Here is a 23953-nt window from a genome sequence, read left to right on the forward strand (position 1 = left end):
ATGCCGACAGGGGCGGCGCAGATGCGATTCCTGTCGTGACGCGTGGCGGCTCACTGGAGATGTCCTTTGCGCAGCAACGGCTTTGGCTGCTGGCGCAACTCGACGGCACCAATTCCAGCTATCACATTCGAGGAGCATTGCGGCTCTCCGGCGAGCTCGATGTCGACGCGTTGCGTCGGAGCATCGACCGGTTGTTCGCGCGGCACGAGGCGCTGCGCAGCGTCTTTCGCGTGATCGACGAGCAGCCGTGCGTGGTGCTGCTGCCCGCCGATGAACGTGTCCCGCTGCTTGAACAGGATCTGCGCGGCCGGGCCGATCGCGAGCAGGAGCTCGTGCGCCTCTGTCGCGAGGAGGCTGCGACGCCGTTCGATCTTGCCAGAGGACCATTGATCCGCGGCCGGCTGATCCGAACGGCGGAGAGGGAATATTTCTTCCTGCTCACCCAGCATCACATCGTCTCCGACGGCTGGTCGATCGGCGTGCTCGTGCGTGAGCTGGGTGCCCTCTACCGGGCTTTCGCCGCCGGAAAAGACGATCTCTTGCCGCCATTGGCGATCCAGTATCCGGACTATGCTGCCTGGCAGCGACAATGGCTGACGGGCGAGCGATCGCAGCGGCAGGTAGACTATTGGCGTCAGGCGCTCGCGGATGCTCCTGCCGTGCTCGAATTGCCGACGGATCGGCCGCGTCCGCCGGTCAGGTCCCTTACAGCGGCGTCCTTGCCGATCGAGATCGATGCAGAGCTCGCATCCGGCATCCGACGACTGAGCCAGTCGCATCGCGCCAGCCCGTTCATGATCGTGCTGGCGGCCTGGGCGGCTGTGCTGTCGAGGCTTTCCGGGCAGACGGATATCGTCATCGGAACGCCGACGGCCAATCGAAACAGGCCCGAGATCGAGGGCCTGATCGGATTCTTCGTCAACATGCTGGCTGTCCGCATCGATCTTTCGGCCGAGCCCAGCGTCGCCGAACTGCTCCGTCGCGTGCGCATTGCCGCGCTTGCCGCGCAGGATCATCAGGATCTGCCGTTCGAGCAGGTCGTCGAAATCACCCAGCCGCTGCGGGGACGGGAGCATACGCCGGTCTTCCAGGTCGCGTTCGCCTGGCAGAGCAACGAGACGGGGACTCTCGAGCTGCCGGGCCTGAAGGCCGAGACCGCCGATATCCCGCTCCAACAGGTCAGGTTCGATCTGGAGCTTGATCTGGGCGAGCTGGGCGGACGTATCGTCGGCTTCCTGAACTATGCGACCGCGTTGTTCGACGAAGCGACGATCAGGCGCCACAGGGACTATTTGTTGTCCTTCCTGCGGGCGATGGTTGCCGATGCGGACCAAGTGATCGATCGCATCGATATCATTGGTGCCGCGGAGCGCAGACGCGTTCTCGACATGTGGAATGAGACCACCGTGCCATTTCCCTCGGAGCGCTGCATTCATGAATTGTTTGCGGAGCAGGTGAGAAGGACGCCGGAGGCCGTCGCCCTGGTGTACGATGACGTCCGCCTGAGCTATGGTGACCTCGATGCCAAAGCGGGCCAGCTTGCCCGGCACCTGATGGCCTTAGGCGTGGTGCCGGATCAGCCCGTCGCAATCTGTCTGCCGCGCGGCATCGCCATGGTCGTGAGCCTGTTCGCCGTGCTGAAGGCGGGCGGGGCCTATCTGCCGCTCGATCCCGCCTATCCAGCAGAGCGGCTGCGTCAGATCGTCGACGATGCCGAGCCGCGCGTGCTGATAGCCGAGGAGGCGGGAAGGGCGATATTCCCGAATGGGACCTTTGAGATCGTCGATCCCGAGGCGAATGCCTCCGCCGTCACAACGCCAGGCGATCCGGGCGGCCTTGTCGAAGGACTGACGTCGCGTAGCCTCGCCTACATCATCTACACCTCCGGCTCGACTGGCCGGCCGAAAGGGGTGATGGTCGAGCATCGCGGCCTGGTGAATCTGGCGTTGGCGCAACGGGCGCTGTTCGAGGTCAATTCGCACAGCCGCATCGTGCAGTTTGCCTCGTTCAGCTTCGATGCCAGCATCTGGGAAATCGTCATGGCGCTGTGCTCGGGCGCCTCGTTGTTTCTGGCTGGCCCGCGCGAGCATCAGGACACCTCGGAATTGCTCGGCTACCTCACGGACAACGCGATCACGCATGCGACCCTGCCGCCGGCGATGCTGCACGGGCGCGCCGATCTCGACCGCTCGGCCTCGCTGCGGGTTCTTGTTCTTGCCGGTGAATTACCCAAGACCGAGCTGATCAAGGGATTGCCTCCTGGCATCGCCGTCTTCAATGGTTACGGGCCGACGGAAGCAACGGTCTGCGCCACGAGCTGGTTGCGGCCACCGGGTTTTGATGGTGATGTAGCCCCGATCGGTCGTCCGTTGCCGAATGCGCGGATCTATCTTCTGGACCGGTTTGGGGCGCCCGTTCCGCTCGGCGCGATGGGTGAAATTTGCATTGGCGGAGTCGGTGTTGCGCGCGGCTATCTCAATCGCGCTGACCTGACGGCCGAGCGCTTCGTGCGCGATCCCTTCCGCGGCGATGCGGATGCGCGCATGTATCGCACCGGTGATCTCGGGCGTTATCTGCCGGACGGCAATGTCGCGTTTGTTGGTCGCAATGATCAGCAGGTCAAGATCCGCGGCTTTCGCGTCGAGCTGGGCGAGATCGAGTTTCGGCTCAACGAGCACGCCGACGTGACCGATTCCGTCGTGCTGGCTCAACGTGATCGTGGCGGCGACATGCGGCTGATTGCCTATGTGGCCGCGCGTCGCGGTAACAGCGCGCGGCTCGACGCCGGTGAATTTGCCGGCGCGATGCGCGATCACCTGCGTACGTGCTTGCCGGATTACATGTTGCCGTCAGCGTTGGTGCGCCTCGATGCACTGCCGCTCACGCCAAATGGCAAGGTCGACCGCAAGGCGCTGCCGGCGCCGGAGGACGATGCATTTGCGCGGCGCCGATTCGAACCGCCGCGGGGCGATGTTGAGCAGATCGTCGCGAATGTTTGGGCCGAGCTCCTGGGCGTCGATCGCGTTGGACGCGGCGACCACTTCTTCGAGCTCGGCGGCCACTCGCTGCTCGCCGTCCGCATGCTGGAGCGGTTGCAGCGGCACGGGCTGAGAGCGGACGCGCGCACGCTGTTCGCAAAGCCGATGCTGGCAGACTTTGCTGCCGGCCTCGGTGGCGACGGAGCAGTCGACGTTCCCGTCAACCGGATCACTCCGCAGACGAAGGCGATCACGCCTGAATTGTTGCCGCTGATCGGATTGACGCAATCCGACATCGACAGCATCGTGGCCAGCGTTCCGGGCGGCGTTGCCAACATCCAGGACGTCTACGGCCTGTCGCCGCTTCAGGATGGCATCCTCTTTCACCATCTGCTGTCGAAAGACGGCGATCCATATCTGCTGGTCGGCCGGATGGCATTTGCAAGCCGCGGCCTGCTCGATCGCTATCTCGACGCTGTCCGGCAGGTGATCGACCGCCACGACATTCTGCGAACGTCCATCGTGTGGAACGGTTTGTCCACGCCGGCACAGGTGGTTTGGCGGCAGGCTCCGCTGGTTGTCAGCGAGGTCGTGCTGGATGGCGAAGGTGCTGCGGTTGAACAGCTCGTGCGACGATTCGACCCGCGTCTCCATCGGATCGATCTCGGTCAGCCACCGCTGCTGCGATTTGCAATTGCCGCCGATCCCGAGGGCGGGCGCTGGCTGCTCTTGGTGCTGCTGCACCACTTGATCGGCGACCACTCCGCGCTGGAGGTGATGCACGACGAGGTCGGGAAGATCTTGTCGGGACGGAGTCATGAGTTGCCGCGGCCATATCCGTTCCGCAATCTGGTGGCGCAGTCACGCGGCTCGGCGGCGAGCGCGGAGCACGAGCGTTTCTTCCGCGGCATGCTCGCCGACATCGATGAGCCGACCGCGCCGTTTGGACTGGACCGGGTGCACGGGGACGGCGGGAGCGTTGCGGAAGCTCGACGAATATTGCCCGAACAATTGGCCGCAAGGCTTCGTGCTCAGGCTCGGCGACTGGGCGTCAGCCTGGCCAGCCTTTGTCATCTCGCCTGGGGGCAGGCGGTGGCACGAACCAGCGGGCGCGAGCGCGTCGTGTTCGGGACGGTCCTGTTCGGCCGCATGCAGGCCGGCGCCGGCGGCGATCGCACCATGGGCCTGTTCATCAACACCTTGCCGCTGCGGCTCGATCTCGATGATAGGGCGGTCGAGGACAGCGTTCGAAATGCACATGATCGGTTGACCGAGCTGATGGCGCACGAGCACGCCTCGCTGGCGCTCGCGCAAAGATGTAGCGGCGTCGCGGCGCCGGCGCCCCTGTTCAGCTCGATCCTGAACTATCGGCACAATGCAATGCCGGCCGATTTGGCCGACGACAGGGACGGCGCCGGAATCGAATGGCTTGGTGGCGAGGAGCGCACGAATTATCCATTGATGCTGGCCGTAGAGGACTATGGTCAGGCGCTCGGGCTGACTGCTCAGATCGTCCGTCCGCTCTCGCCTGACCGCATCTGCGCCTTGATGCAGCAGGCGCTCGATCGACTGGCCGAGGCACTGGAACGCTCGCCGCGCGCGCCGGTCCGAGAGCTCGACATTCTGCCTGCAGAGGAGCGCCGGCTCTTGCTGGAGGCGTGGAATCGGAGTCGGGCGCATTATCCGCCAGACCAGTCGTTCGTCGCGCAATTCGAGGCGCAGGTCCGGACGTCGCCGGAAGCGATCGCGCTGGTGTTCGGCGAGTTGAGGCTGAGTTACGCCGCGCTGAATGCGCGTGCCAACCGGCTGGCGCGGCGCTTGCGCGATCGCGGCGTCGGGACCGACGTGATGGTCGGGCTGGCGCTCGACCGGGGCGTCGAGATGCTGGTGGCGCTGCTCGCCGTGCTCAAGGCAGGTGGGGCGTATCTGCCGCTCGATCCGGATTACCCGCCCGAGCGGTTGGCGCACATGCTGCGCGACAGCGGCGCGGCGCTGGTGCTGACGCAGACGGACTTGCGCGATCAGTTCGCCGCCGTGCTGGCGGAGACCGGAGCCAAGGCCTGGCTGCTCGACGGGCAGGACGGCGGGGCCGGGGATGCCGGCAATCTCGATGTCGCCGTTCACGGCGAGAGCCTTGCCTATGTGATCTACACCTCGGGCTCGACCGGCCTGCCCAAGGGGGTGATGGTCCGCCACGACGCCGTGACCAATTTCCTGGCGACCATGGCGGAGCAGCCCGGCATGACCGCGAGCGACCGGGTACTGGGACTGACCTCATTGTCCTTCGACATCGCTGTTCTGGAGCTGTGGCTGCCGCTGACGATCGGGGCCTGCGTGGTGCTGGCGGATCGTGCGGCGGCGCATGATCCTGCGCGGCTCAAGGCGATCGTGGAGCGACACGGCGTGTCCCTGATCCAGGCCACGCCGTCGACCTGGCGGATGCTGCTCGATCACGAAGGTCCTTCGCTGCCGGCAAGCTGCAGGGTGCTCTGCGGCGGCGAGGCGCTGCCGCCGGATCTGGCGCGGCGGCTGGTGGAGCAGGCCGGCGAGGTCTGGAACCTGTACGGCCCGACCGAGACCACGGTGTGGTCGGCCCGCCATCGGCTCGATGCGGCGGACGATCGTCCGCTGCTGGGCGGCCCGATCGGCAACACCACGCTTTATGTTCTCGACGGCGATCTCAACCTGGCGCCGGTCGGCGTTGCCGGCGAACTCTACATCGGGGGCGCCGGGCTGGCGCGCGGCTATTGGCGACGCGGCGCGCTGACGGCGGAGCGCTTCATCCCCGACCCGTTCGGTCCACCCGGTGCGCGGCTTTATCGCACCGGCGACGTGGCGCGGTGGCGGTCCGACGGCGTGCTCGACTATGTCGGCCGTGCCGACCACCAGGTGAAGATCCGCGGCTTCCGCATCGAGCTCGGCGAGATCGAGGCGCGGCTACAGGCGCAGCAGGGCGTCCGCGCGGCGGTGGTGGTGGCGCGTGAGGCCGGCGCCGGCCGCCAGCTGGTCGGCTATGTCAGCGGCGAGGCACTGGACGGAGCCGCCCTCAAGACGGCGTTGTCCTCGGTGCTGCCGGACTACATGGTCCCGGCGCGGATCGTGGTGCTGGAGCGCCTGCCGCTGACGCCAAACGGCAAGATCGACCGCAAGGCGCTGCCGGCGCCGGATCAGCTCACAGCGTCAGTCGAGCACGTCGCGCCGCGCACGCCGGCCGAGGCGGCGCTGGCCGCCATCTGGGCCGATCTGCTGCGCCAGCCCGACATCGGCATCACCGACAATTTCTTCGAGCTCGGCGGCGATTCCCTCATCGCCGTCCAGCTCGTCAGCCGCATCAAGCGCGATCTCGGCCACGACCTGCCGCTCAACCGTCTGTTTGAAATGACGACCGTTGAAACCATGGCGGCTGCGCTGGGCCAGGAGAGCGAAACCGACAAGCGAGGCGACGACATCGCCGCGATGCTCGACATGTTGAAGGAAGTCGAACTGTCCGATGAGTGACACGGCAACCACGCAAGAGCAGCAGCTGCGCGACATCTCACGGCGCCTGATGCGCCTCGATGCCGACAAGCAGCACGCGTTCCTTTCGCAGCTCGCCGCGAAGGGCGTCAATCTCGCCATGCTGCCGATCGTGCGCCAGGAGCGCAAGCGGGCACCGTTGTCTTTTGCGCAATCGCGCCTCTGGTTCCTGTGGCGGATGGACCCGGGGAGCGCCGCATACAACATCTCTGCGACCGTGCGCGTGCGCGGCACGCTGAAACCGCGCGCGCTGCAACAGGCGTTCGATGCGCTCGTCGCCCGCCACAGTGCGCTTCGCACGGTATTTCGGCAGGAAGGCGAGATCGCCGAGCAATGCATATGCGACCCTCAGCCCGTCGTATTGCGGCAGGTGTCGCTCGATGGCGATCACCGCGAGGGGCAGGCGCGTTCGCTGGCGCGGCGAGAAGCTTCGCTGCCGTTCGATCTCGAAGCCGGCCCGCTTATGCGTGCGGCATTGCTGACGTTGGACGAGAGCGACCATTTCCTCGTCGTCAGTCTGCACCATATCGTCACCGACGGCTGGTCGATGGGCGTGCTGGTCGACGAATTCTGGAAGCTGTACGCGGCATTCGCACACGGTGAAACGCCCGCTCTACCGGAGCCGGAGATCGATTGTGCCGACTATGCCGAATGGCAGCGGCTCTGGATGAGTGCGGTCGACGGCACGCGGCAGGCCGATTACTGGACCAGGCGTCTTGCCGATCCGGCCGTGCTCCAGCTGCCGATCGACCGGGCGCGGCCGGCGGTCCCCGATCTTGCGGGAGCAGCACGGCACATTCCGCTCGATCCGGTATTGGCCGATGGCTTGCGCGCTCTGGCGCGGCGACGCCGTACGACACTGTTTGTTGTCATGCTGGCGAGCTTCAAGCTGCTGCTCTATCGCTACACCGGCCAGTCCGATATCAACATCGGTGTACCCGTCGCCAATCGGCACCGCGACGAAACGCGCGGCGTGATCGGCTTGTTCGTCAACACCCAGGTGCTTCGCACACAGATCGACGGCCGGGCGGCGATCGCGGACTTCATTGCGAAAGTCCATGCGGCCACGATCGAGGCACAGGAGAACCAGGACCTTCCGTTCGAGCGACTGCTCGAGATCCTCCAGCCCACGCGCAGCCTGAGCCAGAACCCGCTTTTTCAGGTCCTCTACAATCACCAGCACCGTCGGGCGTCGGGCAATCCACCGGATCGGACCGGCCTTCAGATCGAAAAGATCGACGCCGACGTTGATACGGTCAAGTTCGATCTCGCGCTCGATACCGAAGAGGGGCCGTCGGGCGAAATCCGCGCGATCTTCACCTACGCGAAGGCGCTGTTCGAGGCCTCCACGATCGAGCGCCTTGCCACGCATTGGACCACGATACTGAAGGCGATGGTTGCCGACGACATGCAATCGATCGCCGATGTGGCGCTGCTTTCCGAACAGGAACTGGAGAGGCTGCGCCAGTGGAACGACGGGGTTGATGGAACGACCGGTACGCCGTTCATGCCGGTTCACCGGACTGTCGCACGGCTGGCGACCGAAACGCCCGATGCGCCGGCGCTGGTCTTCCGGGGGGATGAAATCACCTATGCCGAGCTCAACCGGCGCGCCAATCGCCTCGCGCACCATCTCATGCGCCTGGGCGTCGGGCGCTCCGACCTCGTCGGCATCTCGGCGCGCCGCTCACCACATCTCGTCGTGGCCCTGCTCGCAGTCTTGAAGACGGGTGCCGCCTATCTGCCGCTCGATCCCGAGCATCCGGCGAGGCGGCAGGTCGGCACCATGCGCGATGCCGGCGCGCGTATCGTGCTGATCGACGCGGATGGTTCGGCGCTCACGCCGTCGCCGCCCGGCATCGAGGTCGTTCACCTCGGTGGGATCGACCTCGCGGGGGAGAGCGAAAGCGATCCGGAGATTGCGCTGGCTGCGACCAGCCTTGCCTATGTGATCTACACCTCGGGCTCCACCGGTATCCCGAAAGGCGTCGCGGTCGAGCACGGCCCGTTCGCGATGCATTGTGAGGTGACGGCCCGGCTTTACGACATGGACCGGCACTCGCGCGAACTGCACTTCCTATCCTTCACCTTCGATGGAGCACATGAGCGGCTCTGGACGGCACTGACCTGCGGCGCCGCACTGTTGATGCGCGATGCAGATTTATGGTCGGCCGAGCAGACCCTCGATGTCCTGCGCCGGCAACGCGTCACCAATGCCGGCTTCCCGCCCGCCTATCTACAACAGCTCGCCGAATTCGCGATGTGGCGCGGCGATCCGCCGCCGGTGGAGCTCTACTCGTTCGGCGGCGAAGCGATGCCCAAGGCCGGCTTCGACAAGGTCAAGCGTGCGCTCAAACCGCGGACATTGATCAACGGCTATGGCCCGACCGAAACCGTGGTGACGCCGTTGGTCTGGAAAGTCGATGCCAGCGAGGAGATTGACGGCAATTACGCGCCGATCGGTCGTCCGGTGGGGCGCCGCTCGGCCTATATTCTGGACACTGATCTCAATATCGTGCCGGTCGGCGTGACCGGCGAGCTGTTCATCGGCGGCGAGGGACTCGCGCGCGGCTACTGGTGGCGTGCCGAGCTGACGGCTGAACGCTTCGTCCCAGATCCGTTCGGTACGCCGGGCGCGCGGCTCTATCGCACCGGCGATCTGGCGCGGTGGCGCGCCGACGGGGTCATCGAATATGTCGGCCGCTCCGATCACCAGGTGAAGATCCGCGGCTTCAGGATCGAGCTCGGCGAGATCGAAGCATGGCTGATGCGGCAAGCCGGGGTGCAGTCGGCTGTCGTCGTTGCCCGCGAAGCCGGCGTCAGCCGTCAGCTGGTCGGCTATGTCGCCGGTGATGGACCGTTCGACGAAGCGGCGATGCGCGCGGCACTCGCGGACGAATTGCCCGACTACATGGTGCCGGCCCGCATCGTGCGGCTCGAGCGGCTGCCACTCACCGCGCATGGCAAGGTGGATCGCGACGCCTTGCCGGCACCCGAGACGCTCCTGGTGACCGCCGCATACGTGGCGCCGCGCTCGCCGGCCGAGACGGCTCTCGCCGCGATCTGGGCAGAACTGCTCGGTCAGCCCGTCATCGGTGTCGAGGACAATTTCTTCGAGCTCGGCGGCGATTCCATCATCTCGTTGCAACTGGTCGGCCGCGCCCGCCAGGCGGGACTGCTGATCGAGCCGCGTGACGTCTTCCGGCATCAGACCTTGCAGGATCTGGCGCGCGTCGCGCGGCGTGAAGATAAGGCGAAAGATGTCGTCGTCGAAGGCGATATCGAGGGCCGCGAGCATCCGCTGCTGCCGATCCAGTTGCGGTTCTTCGGCGAGGACGCAGGGGACCGCCATCATTGGAACCAAGCTGTCCTGTTGAGACCGAAGTCGCGGCTCGATTGGCGATTTGTCGAGCGCACGGTCGGCGCTCTCGTCGCTCATCACGCGGCCTTGCGCTTGCGCTTCGAGAACATGGATGGCACCTGGCGTGCGATTTATGGCGCAACGCCGCCAATATCGGAGCTGCTGTGGATTCGCAACAACGTCCGCGACGCTGCCGCAGTCACGAACGTCGCTTCTGAAGCCCAGGCCAGCCTCTCGCTGGCCGGACCGTTGCTGCGCGTGGTCGGTATGGACATCGTGGACGGCAGCCAGCGGCTTCTGGTGGTGGTGCATCACCTCGTCATCGACGGCGTGTCATGGCGCGTGCTGCTCGAGGATTTTGCGACGGCATACGATCAGCTCCGCCAAGGCGCGGCTTCGGTCGCGCTGGCGAGGAGTGAGCTTTATGCATCTTGGGGTGCGCGGTTGCAGGCCTATGCCGCGACCGACGAGCTGGCCGCCGAGTTCGGTTACTGGCTTGATCGAGGAGCGCACGCAGCGTTTCCCTGCGACGATGATCATGGCGGCATCGACCGGGTTGCGGACGGTGAGGAAATCCTGCTGACATTCGACGCAGAACTGACGACGCGGCTGCTTAAGGAAGCGCCGTCCGCCTATCGCACTCAAGTCAATGATCTCCTGCTGGCGGCGCTCGCGCGGGCGGTCGCGCGCTGGGGCGCGATTGATGATGTTGTCGTCGAGTTCGAAGGGCACGGCCGGGAGGACATCTTCGCAGGCATGGACGTGTCCCGCACCATTGGCTGGTTCACCACAGCGTTTCCGGTGCGCTTGCGGACCGGATCGGGTGACGACGCTGCGCTGATAAAATCGGTCAAGGAGGAGCTTCGCGCCGTTCCCAACCGCGGGCTGGGCTATGGCGTCCTGCGCCATCTCGGCACGGAGACGCAGCGCAGCGCGCTTGAGGCGCTGCCTGAGCCGCGCATCGTCTTCAACTATCTTGGCCAGTTCGATTCCAGCATCGGTGGGAGCAACCCGTTCCAGCTCGCGGCCGAGAGCTCCGGGCCGATGCGCAGCGATAGCGCACCGCTTGGCCGCTGGGTCAGCATCAACGGCCAGGTCGGTGAAGGACAATTGCGCCTGTCGTTCAGCTATGGCCGCAGGCGCTATCGGAGGGCGACGATCGAGCGTCTCGCAGAGCATTATGCTGCGGCCTTGCGCGAACTCGTCGCGCATTGCACGGGTGGCGCGCGCGGCGTGACGCCGTCGGACTTCCCGTTGTCGGACTTGAGCCAGGCTGATCTCGACGTGCTGGTCGCAACGATCGACTGTCGCGAGATCGAGGACATCTATCCGCTGTCGCCGATGCAGCAGGGCATGCTGTTCCACGCTCTGCGTGACGGCGAAAGTGGCAATTACGTCAACCAGATCGGCCTGGAGATCCGTGGCCTCGATTCTGGCCGGCTGCGCGCAGCCTGGCACGAGGTCAGCTTACGGCATGCGGTGTTGCGAACCGGATTTGCGTGGCGTGAGCTGTCGGGGGCGGCACAGCAGGTGGTCTATCGCTCTGCGCATTTGCCGTTCGAGGAGGAGGACTGGTGCACACAGGCGGTCGCCAGGGACGATGAAGAGCTCCGGGCCGCGTTGGCGCGCGCCGCGCAAGCCGAGCGCGCCAGGGCATTCGACTTGTCGCAGGCGCCGTTGCAGCGGGTGCGGCTGATCAGGCTCGACGAGACACGCCACTGGCTGATCTGGACACACCACCATATCCTGCTCGACGGCTGGAGCGCGGCGCGTCTGATGGCCGAGATCCTGCAGCACGAACGCGGCGAGCGCTTGCTGGCCGCGACGGGCCGCTATCGCGATTACATCGAATGGCTGCAAAAGCAGGACCGTGTCGCGTCGGCGTCGTTCTGGCGCACCGCGCTAGCGGAATTGGACGAGCCCGGTTTCCTCGCGGACGCGCTGGGAGGACCAGCAATCAGGCGAGCATCCGGCCATGGCTCGCTGGACCTGCTTCTCACGGCGGAGCTGACGGCAGGCTTGCAAGCGTTCGCGAGGCGCGAGCGCGTCACGCTCAACACGTTGGTGCAAGGCGCGTGGGCGCAGTTGCTGCGTCGTCACACCGGCCAGCGCGCGGTCTGTTTCGGCGCGACGATCTCCGGCCGACCCGCCGAGATCAGTGGCGTCGAGGACATGGTTGGCCTGTTCATCAACACGCTGCCCATCGTCGATCAGGCCAACCCGCAGGAGGAGGTGGGGGCGTGGCTACGCGAGCTCCAGGCGCGCAACATGGATCTGCGCGATTACGGCTGGATGCCGCTTTATGAAATTCAACGTCTTGCCGGGCGCTCCGGGCGAGCGCTGTTCGACAATATCCTCGTGTTCGAGAACTACCCGATCGATCAGGCGCTGCGAGACGAGAGCGAGAGCGGCAGCCGGTTCGGCCGCGTCGAGCAGGTCTCGATCACCAATTATGCGTTGACGGTGGCGGTGTTCGCCAAGCCCGACGGCATCAATCTGGGCTTTCGTTACGACCGCAGCCGCTTTGATGACGATCAGATAAGGCATCTGCAAGCCTCGCTGTCGCGGCTGCTGGCCAGGATCGTGGAGGACGCGTCTCGCCCGCTTGGCGTGCTCGAGGGCCTCGATGCCGACGAGACCCAGAAGGTGCTCGGTTGGAGCGGCTGCGTTGAGCGGGCTCCGAAGCTTGGTGAGAGTATCGTCGTGCAGATTGAAGCACGGGCCGAGGCTTCGCCGTCGTCGGTCGCGTTGGTCTTCGGCGGCCGCGAGATCAGTTATGGCGCGCTGAATGCGCGCGCCAATCGCCTGGCGTGGCGGCTGCGAGATCATGGGATCGGTCGCAACCGGCTGGTCGGCTTGGCGCTCGAGCGAAGCATCGAGCTGGTCGTCGGCGTCCTGGCTGTTCTGAAGGCCGGCGGCGCCTATCTGCCGCTCGATCCAGATTATCCGTCCGATCGCCTCCTTCACATGCTGCGTGACAGCGGAACGGCGTTGGTGCTGACCCAGGAGCGGCTCTTGACGCATCTGGAGCCTGTGATCGCGGATGCGAACGCCGAATCCTGGACCATCGATGGAGAGGACGAAGCTCGCATCGAAGACGGCGCTGGCAATCCCGATGCAGCGCTCCATCCGGACAGCCTCGCCTATGTGATGTACACGTCGGGATCGACCGGCGTGCCGAAGGGCGTGGCCTGTTCTCATCGCGCGCTTGCAGCGCGGCTCGGCTGGATGCAGGTGGAATATCGCCTCGATGCCGGCGAGACCTTCCTGCACAAGACGCCGTTCAGCTTCGATGTCTCGGTCTGGGAAATCCTGTGGCCGCTTGCGACCGGCGCGCGGCTCGCGATCGCGGCTCCGGGGGCGCATCGCGAGCCGCGGCGTCTCGTGGAAGCCGTCATCGCCCATGACGTGACGACGCTGCATTTCGTGCCTCAGATGCTCGAGCATTTCGTGGCCGAGCCCGGCGCAGTGCGCTGCACCTCGCTCAAGCGCCTGTTCGCGGGCGGCGAAGCGCTGTCGCTCGACCTGATGACGCGCGTGCTCGCGACGTTCCCCGGCGTCCGGTTCGACAATCGCTACGGTCCGACCGAAGCCTTGATCAACGCGACCTACTGGACCTGTCGTGATGAAGGTGCGGCGCGCGTGCCGATCGGACGGCCCATTCCCGGCGTGACGATCCGTATCATCGACACTGATCTGAACCTGGTGCCGGCAGGCGTGACCGGCGAGCTGTTCATAGGCGGGGCAGGTTTGGCGCGGGGCTATTGGCGGCGCGAAAGCCTAACGGCGGAGCGCTTCATTCCCGATCCCTTCGGCGAAGCGGGGGAGCGGCTCTATCGGTCGGGAGATCTGGCGCGCTGGCGGGCCGATGGTGCGATCGACTATGTCGGGCGTGCGGATGACCAGATCAAGATTCGTGGCTTCCGCATCGAGCTCGGTGAGATCGAGGCGCGGCTGCTCGAGCAGCCCGGCGTCCGCTCCGCGGTCGTGGTGGCGCGGGAGATCGGCGCCGGCCGCCAGCTGGTCGGCTACGTCGCCGGCACGGGTGAACTGGAAGAGACTGGGCTGCGGACGGCGCTGTCGGCCGTCCTGCCCGATTACATGGTGCCGCCGAGAATTGCGGTTCTGGAGCGGCTGCCCTTGATGCCGAGCGGCAAGGTGGATCGCCATGCGCTGCCGGCGCCCGACATGGTCCATGGGAATGCGGAGCACCAGGCGCCACGCACGCCGGCCGAGATCGCCTTTGCGGCGATCTGGGCCGAGCTGCTCGGTCAGCCCGCCGTCAGCCTCCGCGACAATTTCTTCGAGCTCGGCGGCGATTCCATCATCTCGCTCCAGATGGTGAGTCGCGCCCGGCGCGCCGGCTACTTGATCGAACCGCGCGATGTGTTTCAGCATCAGACGCTGGAGGCGCTCGCGCTCGCGGCGCGGGCCGAGCAGCGTAGCGAGATGCTCGCCGACCAAGGGCAGGTCACCGGCCCGCATTCGCTCTTGCCGATTCAGTCCCGCTTCTTTGCGGAGGACATGGAAAATCGCGATCATTGGAACCAGGCGGTGCTGCTGCAGCCGAAAGATCATCTCGACTGGGACGTGATGCGGCGCGCACTTGTCGCTGTGGTCGACCATCACGACGCGCTGCGCCTGCGCTTCGAGGGGAGGCGGGGGAGCTGGCATGCTGAGCACGGTGCCGCACCGGCGGCGGATGAGATGCTCTGGGGCCGGCACGCGGCCGACCGCGACGCTGTGACTGCGCTGGCATCGTCGGCGCAGGAAAGCCTGTCGATCTCCAGCGGAGTGCTGGTGCGAGCTGTCGGCATTGATGTCGCCGATGGCAGCCAACGGTTTCTGATCGTGATCCACCATTTGGTGGTCGACGGCGTATCCTGGCGAATTCTGCTGGAGGACATCGCCTCAGCATACACGCAGCTCGCGCAAGGTGATGCAACGGTCGCGCTTGCGCCCAAGACCCACGCTTACGCGCTGTGGGGACAGCGCTTGCGAGCCTACGCCACATCGCCTGAGTTCGCGAGGGAACTGTCTTACTGGGCCAGCCGCCATGCAGAGGCGGACATTCCTTGCGACGACGATCATGATGGCGTCGATCGCATTGCAGATGCCGATGAGGTCCTGCTGACGTTCGAAAGCGAATGGACGCGGCGGCTGCTCGCGGAAGCTCCGTCGGCTTATCGCACGCAGATCAATGATCTCCTTCTCGCCGGCCTTGCACGCGCCGTTTGGCGGTGGTGCGGACAGGACGACGTCCTCGTCGAGCTGGAAGGTCATGGCCGCGAACACCTGTCCGGCGATCTCGACCTCTCGCGCACGGTCGGCTGGTTCACGACAGCTTTTCCCGTGCGATTGGCCGGTGGCTCGCAAGAGTCCTCGCGGTTGATCAAGTCGGTGAAGGAGGAGCTTCGTGGCGTTCCCGGCCGCGGACTGGGCTATGGCGTGTTGCGCTATCTCGGCTCGGAGGAGCAGCGCATGGCGCTGTCGCGTGTTGCCGAGCCGAGGATCGCCTTCAACTATCTTGGCCAGATCGACGGCGGTGACGCTGAAGCGGCGCTGTTCACGATGGCGGCGGAAAGCGCCGGTCCATCCCGCGATGCATCGAGCCCGCTGAGACGCTGGCTGAGTGTGAACGGCACGGTCCGCGATGGACGGCTACGGTTGTCGTTCGGTTTCGGCCGCAAGCGCTATGGGCGCGAGACGGTCGAGCGACTGGCCGCGTTGTACGAGGCTGCACTGCGTGAGCTGGTCGAACACTGCACCGGCGGCGCCTGCGGTCTGACGCCATCCGACGTGGCGTTGTCGGGACTCGGTCAGGCCGAGCTCGACAGGCTTGCGCTCGATTGGCGTGAGGTCGAGGACATCTATCCATTGTCGCCGATGCAGCAGGGCATGTTGTTCCATGCGATGCATGACGGCGAGAGCGGGCTCTACGTCAATCAGGTTGCGGCGCATATCCGCGGCCTGGATACCGGAGAACTGCGCCGCGCCTGGCAGGCAGCCAGCGATCGCCATGCGGTGCTGCGGACCGGATTCGTCTGGCGTGACCTGTCCGGCGCGCCGCAACAGGTCGTTTATCGCCGTGCGGAAGTGCCCTTTGTCGAAGACGACTGGCGTGAGCGAATTGATGGGTGGGACCACACACGGTTGGACGCGGCGCTGGCCGACGTCTCGCGGCAGGAGCAGGCCGCGGGGTTCGACTTGTCGCGACCGCCCTTGCAGCGCGTCCGGCTGATCCGACTCGGCGAAGACCGGCATTGGCTGATCTGGACGCATCACCACATCCTGCTCGACGGGTGGAGCTCGGCGCGGCTGGTCGCTGAGGTGATGCAGCATAACGGCGAGGGACGTCTCCCGGCGCTGCAGTATCGTTACCGCGACTACATCGCGTGGCTGAAGGGCCATGACAGCGACGCGCCGGCAAGGTTCTGGCGCGATGTGACGGCCGGGCTGGACGAGCCAAGTTTCCTGGCTGAAAGCCTGGCCGAACGGACGGAGGCGCACTCGTCCGGTCACGGCTCGCTTGCGCTGGAGCTGGATCCTGCGTCGACTGGACGGTTGCAGGAATTTGCGGCGCGCGAGCGGATCACGGTGAATACGCTGGTGCAGGCGGCATGGGCGCAGCTGCTGCGACAGCATACCGGGCAGAGGACGGTCTGCTTCGGTGTCACGGTATCGGGCAGGCCGCCTGAGCTTGGCGGCGCTGAAGAAATGGTCGGCCTGTTCATCAACACATTGCCGGTCGTCGACGGCGTCAGCCCGCAGCAGACGGTTGGCGCATGGTTGCGCGAGCTGCAGGATCGCAATCTGGCCTTGCGCGAGTTCGGTTCGACACCACTCTACGAAATCCAGCGCCTGGCGGGGCGTCCCGGACGTCCGCTGTTCGACACCATCCTGGTGTTCGAGAATTACCCGGTTGACCGCGCGCTGATCGGAAAGGACCGGCAGATCCAGGTCGGCGAGACCCGCATCGTCGAGACCAGCAATTACCCGTTGTTCGCAAGCATTGGCATCGACGAGCGCCTGCGCCTCGTCTTCAACTATCAGCGCAAGCATTTCGACGAGGTGCGGATCGCGCGGTTACAGCGGGCTTTTGTGCGGCAGATCGACGCGCTGAGCATTGATGCCGATCGACCGGTCGGCATGATTGCGACCCGCGATCCCGCGGATGACGTCCTGCTCGCACGGGCGAACGACACGCGCAGGGATGTGCCGCGCAAGGGCATCGTCGCACAATTCGAGACACAGGTCCGGAACTCACCCGACGCGATGGCGCTGGTGTTTGGCGAGACGGAGCTGAGTTACGCCGCGCTGAATGCGCGAGCCAACCGGCTGGCGCGGCGCTTGCGCGATCACGGCGTCGGAACCGACGTGGTGGTCGGGCTGGCGCTCGACCGGGGCGTCGAGATGCTGGTTGCACTGCTGGCCGTGTTGAAGGCCGGTGGGGCGTATCTGCCGCTCGATCCGGATTACCCGCCCGAGCGGCTGGCGCACATGCTGCGCGACAGCGGCGCGGCGCTGGTGCTGACGCAGACGGACTTGCGCGATCAGTTCGCCGCCGTGCTGGCGGAGACCGGAGCCGAGGCCTGGCTGCTCGACGGGCAGGACGGCGGGGCCGGGGATGCCGGCAATCTCGATGTCGTCGTTCACGGCGAGAGCCTTGCCTATGTGATCTACACCTCGGGCTCGACCGGCCTGCCCAAGGGGGTGATGGTCCGCCACGACGCCGTGACCAATTTCCTGGCGACCATGGCGGAGCAGCCCGGCATGACCGCGAGCGACCGGGTACTCGGCCTGACCTCGCTGTCCTTCGACATCGCTGTTCTGGAGCTGTGGCTGCCGCTGACGATCGGGGCCTGCGTGGTGCTGGCGGATCGTGCGGCCGCGCATGATCCTGGCAGGCTCAAGGCGATCGTGGAGCGACACGGCGTGTCCCTGATCCAGGCCACGCCGTCGACCTGGCGGATGCTGCTCGATCACGAAGGTCCTTCGCTGCCGGCGAGCTGCCGGGTGCTCTGCGGCGGCGAGGCGCTGCCGCCGGATCTGGCGCGGCGGCTGGTGGAGCAGGCCGGAGAGGTCTGGAACCTGTACGGCCCGACCGAGACCACAGTGTGGTCGGCCCGCCACCGGCTCGATGCGGCGGACGATCGTCCGCTGCTGGGTGGCCCGATCGGCAACACCACGCTTTATGTTCTCGACGGCGATCTCAACCTGGCGCCGGTCGGCGTTGCCGGCGAACTCTACATCGGGGGCGCCGGGCTGGCGCGCGGCTATTGGCGGCGCGGCGTGCTGACGGCGGAGCGCTTCATCCCCGATCCGTTCGGTCCACCCGGTGCGCGGCTTTATCGCACCGGCGACGTGGCGCGGTGGCTGTCCGACGGCGTGCTCGACTATGTCGGCCGTGCCGACCACCAGGTGAAGATCCGCGGCTTCCGCATCGAGCTCGGCGAGATCGAGGCGCGGCTACAGGCGCAGCAGGGCGTCCGCGCGGCGGTGGTGGTGGCGCGCGAGGCCGGCGCCGGCCGCCAGCTGGTCGGCTATGTCAGCGGCGAGGCACTGGACGGAGCCGCCCTCAAGACGGCGTTGTCCTCGGTGCTGCCGGACTACATGATCCCGGCGCGGATCATGGTGCTGGAGCGCCTGCCGCTGACGCCGAACGGCAAGATCGATCGCAAGGCGCTGCCGGCGCCGGATCAGCTTGCGGCCTCCGCCGTGCATGTCGCGCCGCGCACGCCGGCCGAGGCGGCACTGGCTGCGATCTGGGCCGATCTGCTGCGCCAGCCCGACATCGGCGTCACCGACAATTTCTTCGAGCTCGGCGGTGATTCCATCATCTCGCTGCAGATGGTGAGCCGCGCGCGGCGCGAAGGCGTGCTCATTGAGCCACGCGACGTGTTCCGGCATCAGACCATCGAGGCGCTGATTGCGTCGTGCCGCGATGTCGGCCCCGGCAAAGGCGCCGCGGCGTCGGAGCGCGGCTCGCTCGCGGGACTCTCAGTCGAGCAAGCCGAACGGCTCGGTCTCGACTCGGACCGCATCGAGGACGTCTATCCGCTGTCGCCGATGCAGCAGGGCATGCTGTTTCACAGCTTGCGCGATGCCGGCAGCGGCGTCTATGTCAACCAGGTCAGTGTCGAGATACGCGGTCTCGATCCGGAACGGCTCGGCAGAGCGTGGCGCGAGGTCAGCGCGCGTCATCAGATGCTTCGGACCGGCTTCCTGTGGCGGGAGCTCTCCGGTTCTCCGCTGCAAGTCGTCTATCGTGATGCCATCGCTCGGTTCGAGCAGGAAGACTGGCGTGGGCAGGCGGTCAGTGATGAACGGATTGCGGCTGCTCTTGCCGATGAGCGGGCCGCCGAGTTCGATCTCCAGGCGCCGCCGCTCCAGCGGGTGCGGCTGCTGCGGCTCCAGGACGACCTGTACCGGCTGATTTGGACCTATCATCACATCCTGATGGATGGGTGGAGCTCGGCGAGGTTCGTCGGAGACGTCCTGGAGTGTTATTACGGCGGGACCCCCGCCGCGAATGCGACGCGCTACCGCGACTACATCGACTGGCTGCTGGCTCAGGATACAAAGGCAGCCGAAGGCTTCTGGCGCGAGCAGCTCAAAAGCTTCGACCAGCCGACGCAGCTCGCCGACGCCTTCGGCCCGCGCCGCCATGAGGCATCCGGCCACGAACGCTGTTACACTCGTCTAGGAGAGAGCGCGACCGCGGAGCTGAAGGCGTTCGCGCGCCGCGAGCGGGTTACGTTGAACACCATCGTCCAAGGCGTGTGGGCGCTGCTGCTGCAGCGCTATACGGGCCAGAGCACCGTGACGTTCGGCGTGACGGTGGCCGGTCGTCCGGCCAGTCTCGACGGATCGCAGCAGATGCTCGGGCTCTTCATCAATACGCTGCCCGTGATCGAAACGCTTCCGCCCGCCAGCACCATCGGAGAATGGCTGCGCGCGCTCCAGGACCGAAACTCGGCGATCCGGGACTACGAGCACACGCCACTCTACGACATCCAGGGCTGGGCCGGCCGCGCCGGCCAGACGATGTTCGACAGCATCATCGTCTTCGAGAACTATCCGATCGAACGCAGCATGCATCGCGGCGACGGCGCTTTGCAATTCAGCGGTCTAAAGAATGTCGACGTGACGAACTATCCGATAGATCTGTCGGTGCTCGTCGAAGATGCGCTGCAGGTCGAATACACCTATATGCCGAGCCACTTTACGGCCGCGCAGGCGGAGCAGATCAAGGCGCAGTTCGAGCATTTGCTAACGGCTCTGACGCGGGACGCGATGGCCCTGCTCGGCAACCTTGATCCTGTTACGGAGCTCGACGCCGCACTGGCAGATCGCTGCAATCGGAATGCCGCGGCGAGTGCTCCGCTGCCGCTGGTGCATGAGGCGATCAGCAGTCACGCGCAGCGTCATCCGGAGCGGACGGCATTGACCGTAGGCAGCACGGTGCTCTCGTTCGGGGACCTCGAACGCAAGGCCAACCGTCTGGCCCATCATTTGATCGCCCGCGGGCTCAAGCCCGAGCATCGCGTCGGCGTGGTGGCCGAACGAACGGAAGCCACGATGATCGCGCTGCTGGCCGTCCTCAAGGCCGGCGGAGCTTACGTTCCGATCGATCCCGAGCTGCCATCGGAGCGGCGTGCGTTCGTCATGCGCGATGCCGCAATCGCGTTCCTGCTGACAAGACGGCTCGAGATCGAGGGCGGGCTGGATGGTATCGACGAAGTCTCGCTGGCCACCTTCGACTTCGACGCGGGACCCGACCATCCGCCGCGCCCTGAGCTGCATCGCGAAAACCTTGCCTATCTGATCTACACCTCGGGCTCGACGGGGACACCAAAGGGTGTCGCTGTCGCCCATGGGCCGCTGGCGATGCACTGTCACGTCACGGGCGGTCTCTACGAGATCGACGAAAGCTCGTGCGAGCTGCATTTCCTGTCACTGGCCTTCGATGGCGCTCATGAGCGCTGGCTGACGGTTCTGTCGCACGGCGCGCAGCTGCTGATGCGTGACGCCGAGTTGTGGACGCCGGAGCAGACGGTCGAAAACCTGCATGCCCATTGCGTCAGCCATATCGGATTGCCGCCGGCCTACCTCCAGCAGGTCGCGAAATGCGTCGAGCAGAACGGCAACCCGCCGCCGGTCAAGCTCTATTCGTTCGGCGGCGAGGCAATGCCGAAGGCTGCGTTCGACAAGGTCAGGCGCGTTCTCAAGCCCCGTATCCTGATCAATGGCTACGGCCCGACCGAAACCGTGGTCACGCCGCTGGTCTGGAAGGTCGACGGGGCGGGTGAATGCGACACGCCCTATGCGCCGATCGGCGTTCCGGTCGGTGACCGCCGCGCTTACATTCTCGATGGCGCACTCGACATCATTCCTGCGGGTGTTGCCGGCGAACTCTATTTGGGCGGCTTCGGGCTGGCGCGCGGCTATCACGCTAAGGCTGGCATGACTGCGGAGCGCTTCGTGCCTGACCCGTTATCGACGGTGCCGGGCGCCCGGCTGTACCGCACCGGCGATCTGGCGCGATGGCGCAATGACGGGACCGTCGAATATCTCGGGCGCAGCGATGATCAGGTCAAGGTCAACGGCTTCCGGATCGAGCTCGGAGAGATTCAGACCTCGCTGCTCCGTCACGAGGCGATCGCGCAGGCGGCGGTGGTGGCAGTCCCAAACGCGGCCGGAAACCAGCTCATCGCCTATGTCGCGCCGAAGGTGGCACGCGACGCCGCGCGAGGTGCGGCTGAGGCTCTGGTCGACCGCATGAGCGACTTCCTGAGGCGAATCCTGCCGGCCTATATGGTGCCGGCTCGCATCATGGTGCTGGAGCGGCTGCCGACATTGTCGAGCGGCAAGATCGACCGTCGCGCGTTGCCGGCTCCCGATGAGTTGATACGCAGCTTCGTTGCGCCGCAAGGTCCGGCAGAGATAGCGATGGCTTACCTGTGGTCCGACATTCTGAACGTGCCGCAGGTCGGCGTCACCGACAATTTCTTCGAGCTCGGCGGCAATTCGATCCTGTGTCTCAAGGTCGTGGCGCGGCTCCGCCAGGACAAGGCGTTCGGGATCGAGATCAAGCTGCGCGATCTGCTTCAGAAGCCGACGATCCGTGCGTTGCTCGACGGCAGCGCCTCTACGGGCTCTGCCGTCGCTGCGGCACCGTCGGCGCTGCTGCCGCTGAATGCTGCGGTTGCCGGCGTCAATCCCGTGTTCTGTTTGCATGGTGGCTTCGGCACGGTCTTCGACTATGGACCGTTGGCGCGCCGCCTCGAAGGGTATCGGCAGGTGGTTGGGTTGCAGTCGAGAATGTTGGTCGATCCAACCTGGACCGACAGCTCGCTCGAAGCGATGGCCGTGGACTATGCGGCCGAGATCAGGCGGATGCAGCCGCGCGGCCCCTATAGCCTCGTCGGCTGGTCGCTGGGAGGGATGCTGGCCGGTCTCGTTGCGGCCGAGCTCGAGCGCGGTGGTGAGCGTGTCGATCGTCTTGCCATGGTCGACAGCTTCGTGCCGCGGCAGCCGGACGGATCGAGCCGGCCGGAAGCGATCGCCCACTGGGCGGATGATCTCGCCGGATTGCTGTCGGCGGTTCTTCCGGCCGCTGCGGCCTCTCGGATCAAGGCGCAAGTCGAGGCAGCGAAGCGAGCTGACTTGCCGGAGACTCCTGAGGCCATTCGCGATCTGGTCGCGGCCGTCGTAGAGAAGGGCAGGAGCGTGAGGGCAGATGATGCGTCGCTAGGCGCGGACGATTTGTCCGCCGCCTTCGCTGTCGGACGACATCTCAACAGGCTGGCGCAGAACACCACGCTGCCGCGCGGCCTCGAAGCCACGCCGCTCTGCTGGTGGACGTCGGCTCGTCTGGCGCAGCGCGGTCGGCTGGAACTGGAGCTGCCGAAGGCGACCGATCGCGGCGTCGCAGGCCACAACCATTTCACGATCCTGAAGGAGGCCGGCCTGCTCGATGAGATCTGCGATCTGCTCGTGCCGGCGACGGCGTCGACGATCGCACAAGATACCGTGCCGGAACCGGCGGAGTAAGCCCTTGAGCCTTGATCCTGATATCGCAGCATTGCTCGAGATGGTTCAGGCCGGCACCGAAAGCGGCGTGCGAACTCCGTTTCCGCAATTGACCGCCGCGCAGGCGCGGGCCGATTTCGATGCATCCTCGCCGCTGCTCGATGTCGATCCGCCGGCGCTCCCCCATGAGCGCCGCCTCTCGCTGCCGACGCGGGATGGCGCGGTGATCGAGGCGCGGCTCTATGCGAGCGAGGCGCCGAGCGATCGCCTTCCGATGCCGGTACTTCTGTATATGCATGGCGGCGGCTTCGTCGTCGGCAGCCTGGATTCGCATCAGCCATTGTGCCGCGGCCTTGCCGAGGACAGTGGCGCGGCTGTGCTGTCGGTCGGCTACAGGCTTGCGCCGGAACACAAGTTTCCGACGGCTTTCGAGGATGCGGTCGATGCGCTGACCTGGATTGGCCGCGAGGGCCGAGCAATAGGGCTCGACGGCCGCCGCGTTGCCGTCGGCGGCGACAGCGCCGGCGGGACGCTTGCCGCCGCTCTCGCGATCGAGGCGAAGACAAACAAGGACCTTCCGCAACCGGTGCTTCAGGTTCTCGCCTATCCCGGCCTCAGCTCGCGGCAGACCTCCTCGTCCTATGAACGATATGGTACCGGCCATCTCCTGGAACGCAGCACCGTCGACTGGTTCTTCCGGCAATATCTGCGCGATGAGTCAGATCGCGACGATTGGCGCTTTGCACCGCTCGCCGCGACGGATTTGTCGGGCCTCGCTCCCGCATTCATCGTCCTCGCCGAGTTCGATCCTCTGGTGGATGAAGGGCGCAACTATGCGGTACGGTTGGCGGCGGCCGGCGTTCCGGTCGATCTGCGCGTCTATCCCGGCATGATCCATGAATTCCTGCGCATGGGGAATGTCGTGGCCGATGCCTTGCAAGCGAGGGCGGCGATCGGCCAGGCGCTGGCCAATGCATTTCGTTCCGGTGGCGAAAGGGCAGCTTGATATGGAAACGCGGCGCGAACGAGGGTATGTCATGACTGTCATCGTCCTCTCCTGAAC

3 protein-coding genes are annotated in these 23953 nt (G+C 65.8%); all 3 read left to right on the forward strand.

Annotation, left to right across the window (positions count from 1 at the left end; all coding sequences use genetic code 11):
* Positions 1-35: 35 nt before the first annotated feature.
* Genes FJV43_RS31310 through FJV43_RS31320 form a run of 3 tightly spaced genes read left to right on the forward strand, consistent with a single transcriptional unit; the run spans position 36 to position 23896 of the window.
* On the forward strand, positions 36-6476 hold the full coding sequence (locus tag FJV43_RS31310) for a non-ribosomal peptide synthetase (RefSeq protein ID WP_239622868.1): 6441 nt from the start codon (positions 36-38) through the stop codon (positions 6474-6476).
* On the forward strand, positions 6469-22911 hold the full coding sequence (locus FJV43_RS31315) for a non-ribosomal peptide synthase/polyketide synthase (protein WP_239622869.1): 16443 nt from the start codon (positions 6469-6471) through the stop codon (positions 22909-22911). Before FJV43_RS31310 ends, FJV43_RS31315 begins: the two co-directional genes overlap by 8 nt.
* A 4-nt stretch (positions 22912-22915) precedes the next feature.
* Complete coding sequence (locus FJV43_RS31320) at positions 22916-23896, forward strand: alpha/beta hydrolase (protein WP_239622870.1); 981 nt, start codon at positions 22916-22918, stop codon at positions 23894-23896.
* Positions 23897-23953 lie beyond the last annotated feature (57 nt).

Source organism: Bradyrhizobium sp. I71 (assembly GCF_022354745.1).
Classification (GTDB): Bacteria; Pseudomonadota; Alphaproteobacteria; order Rhizobiales; family Xanthobacteraceae; genus Bradyrhizobium; species Bradyrhizobium liaoningense.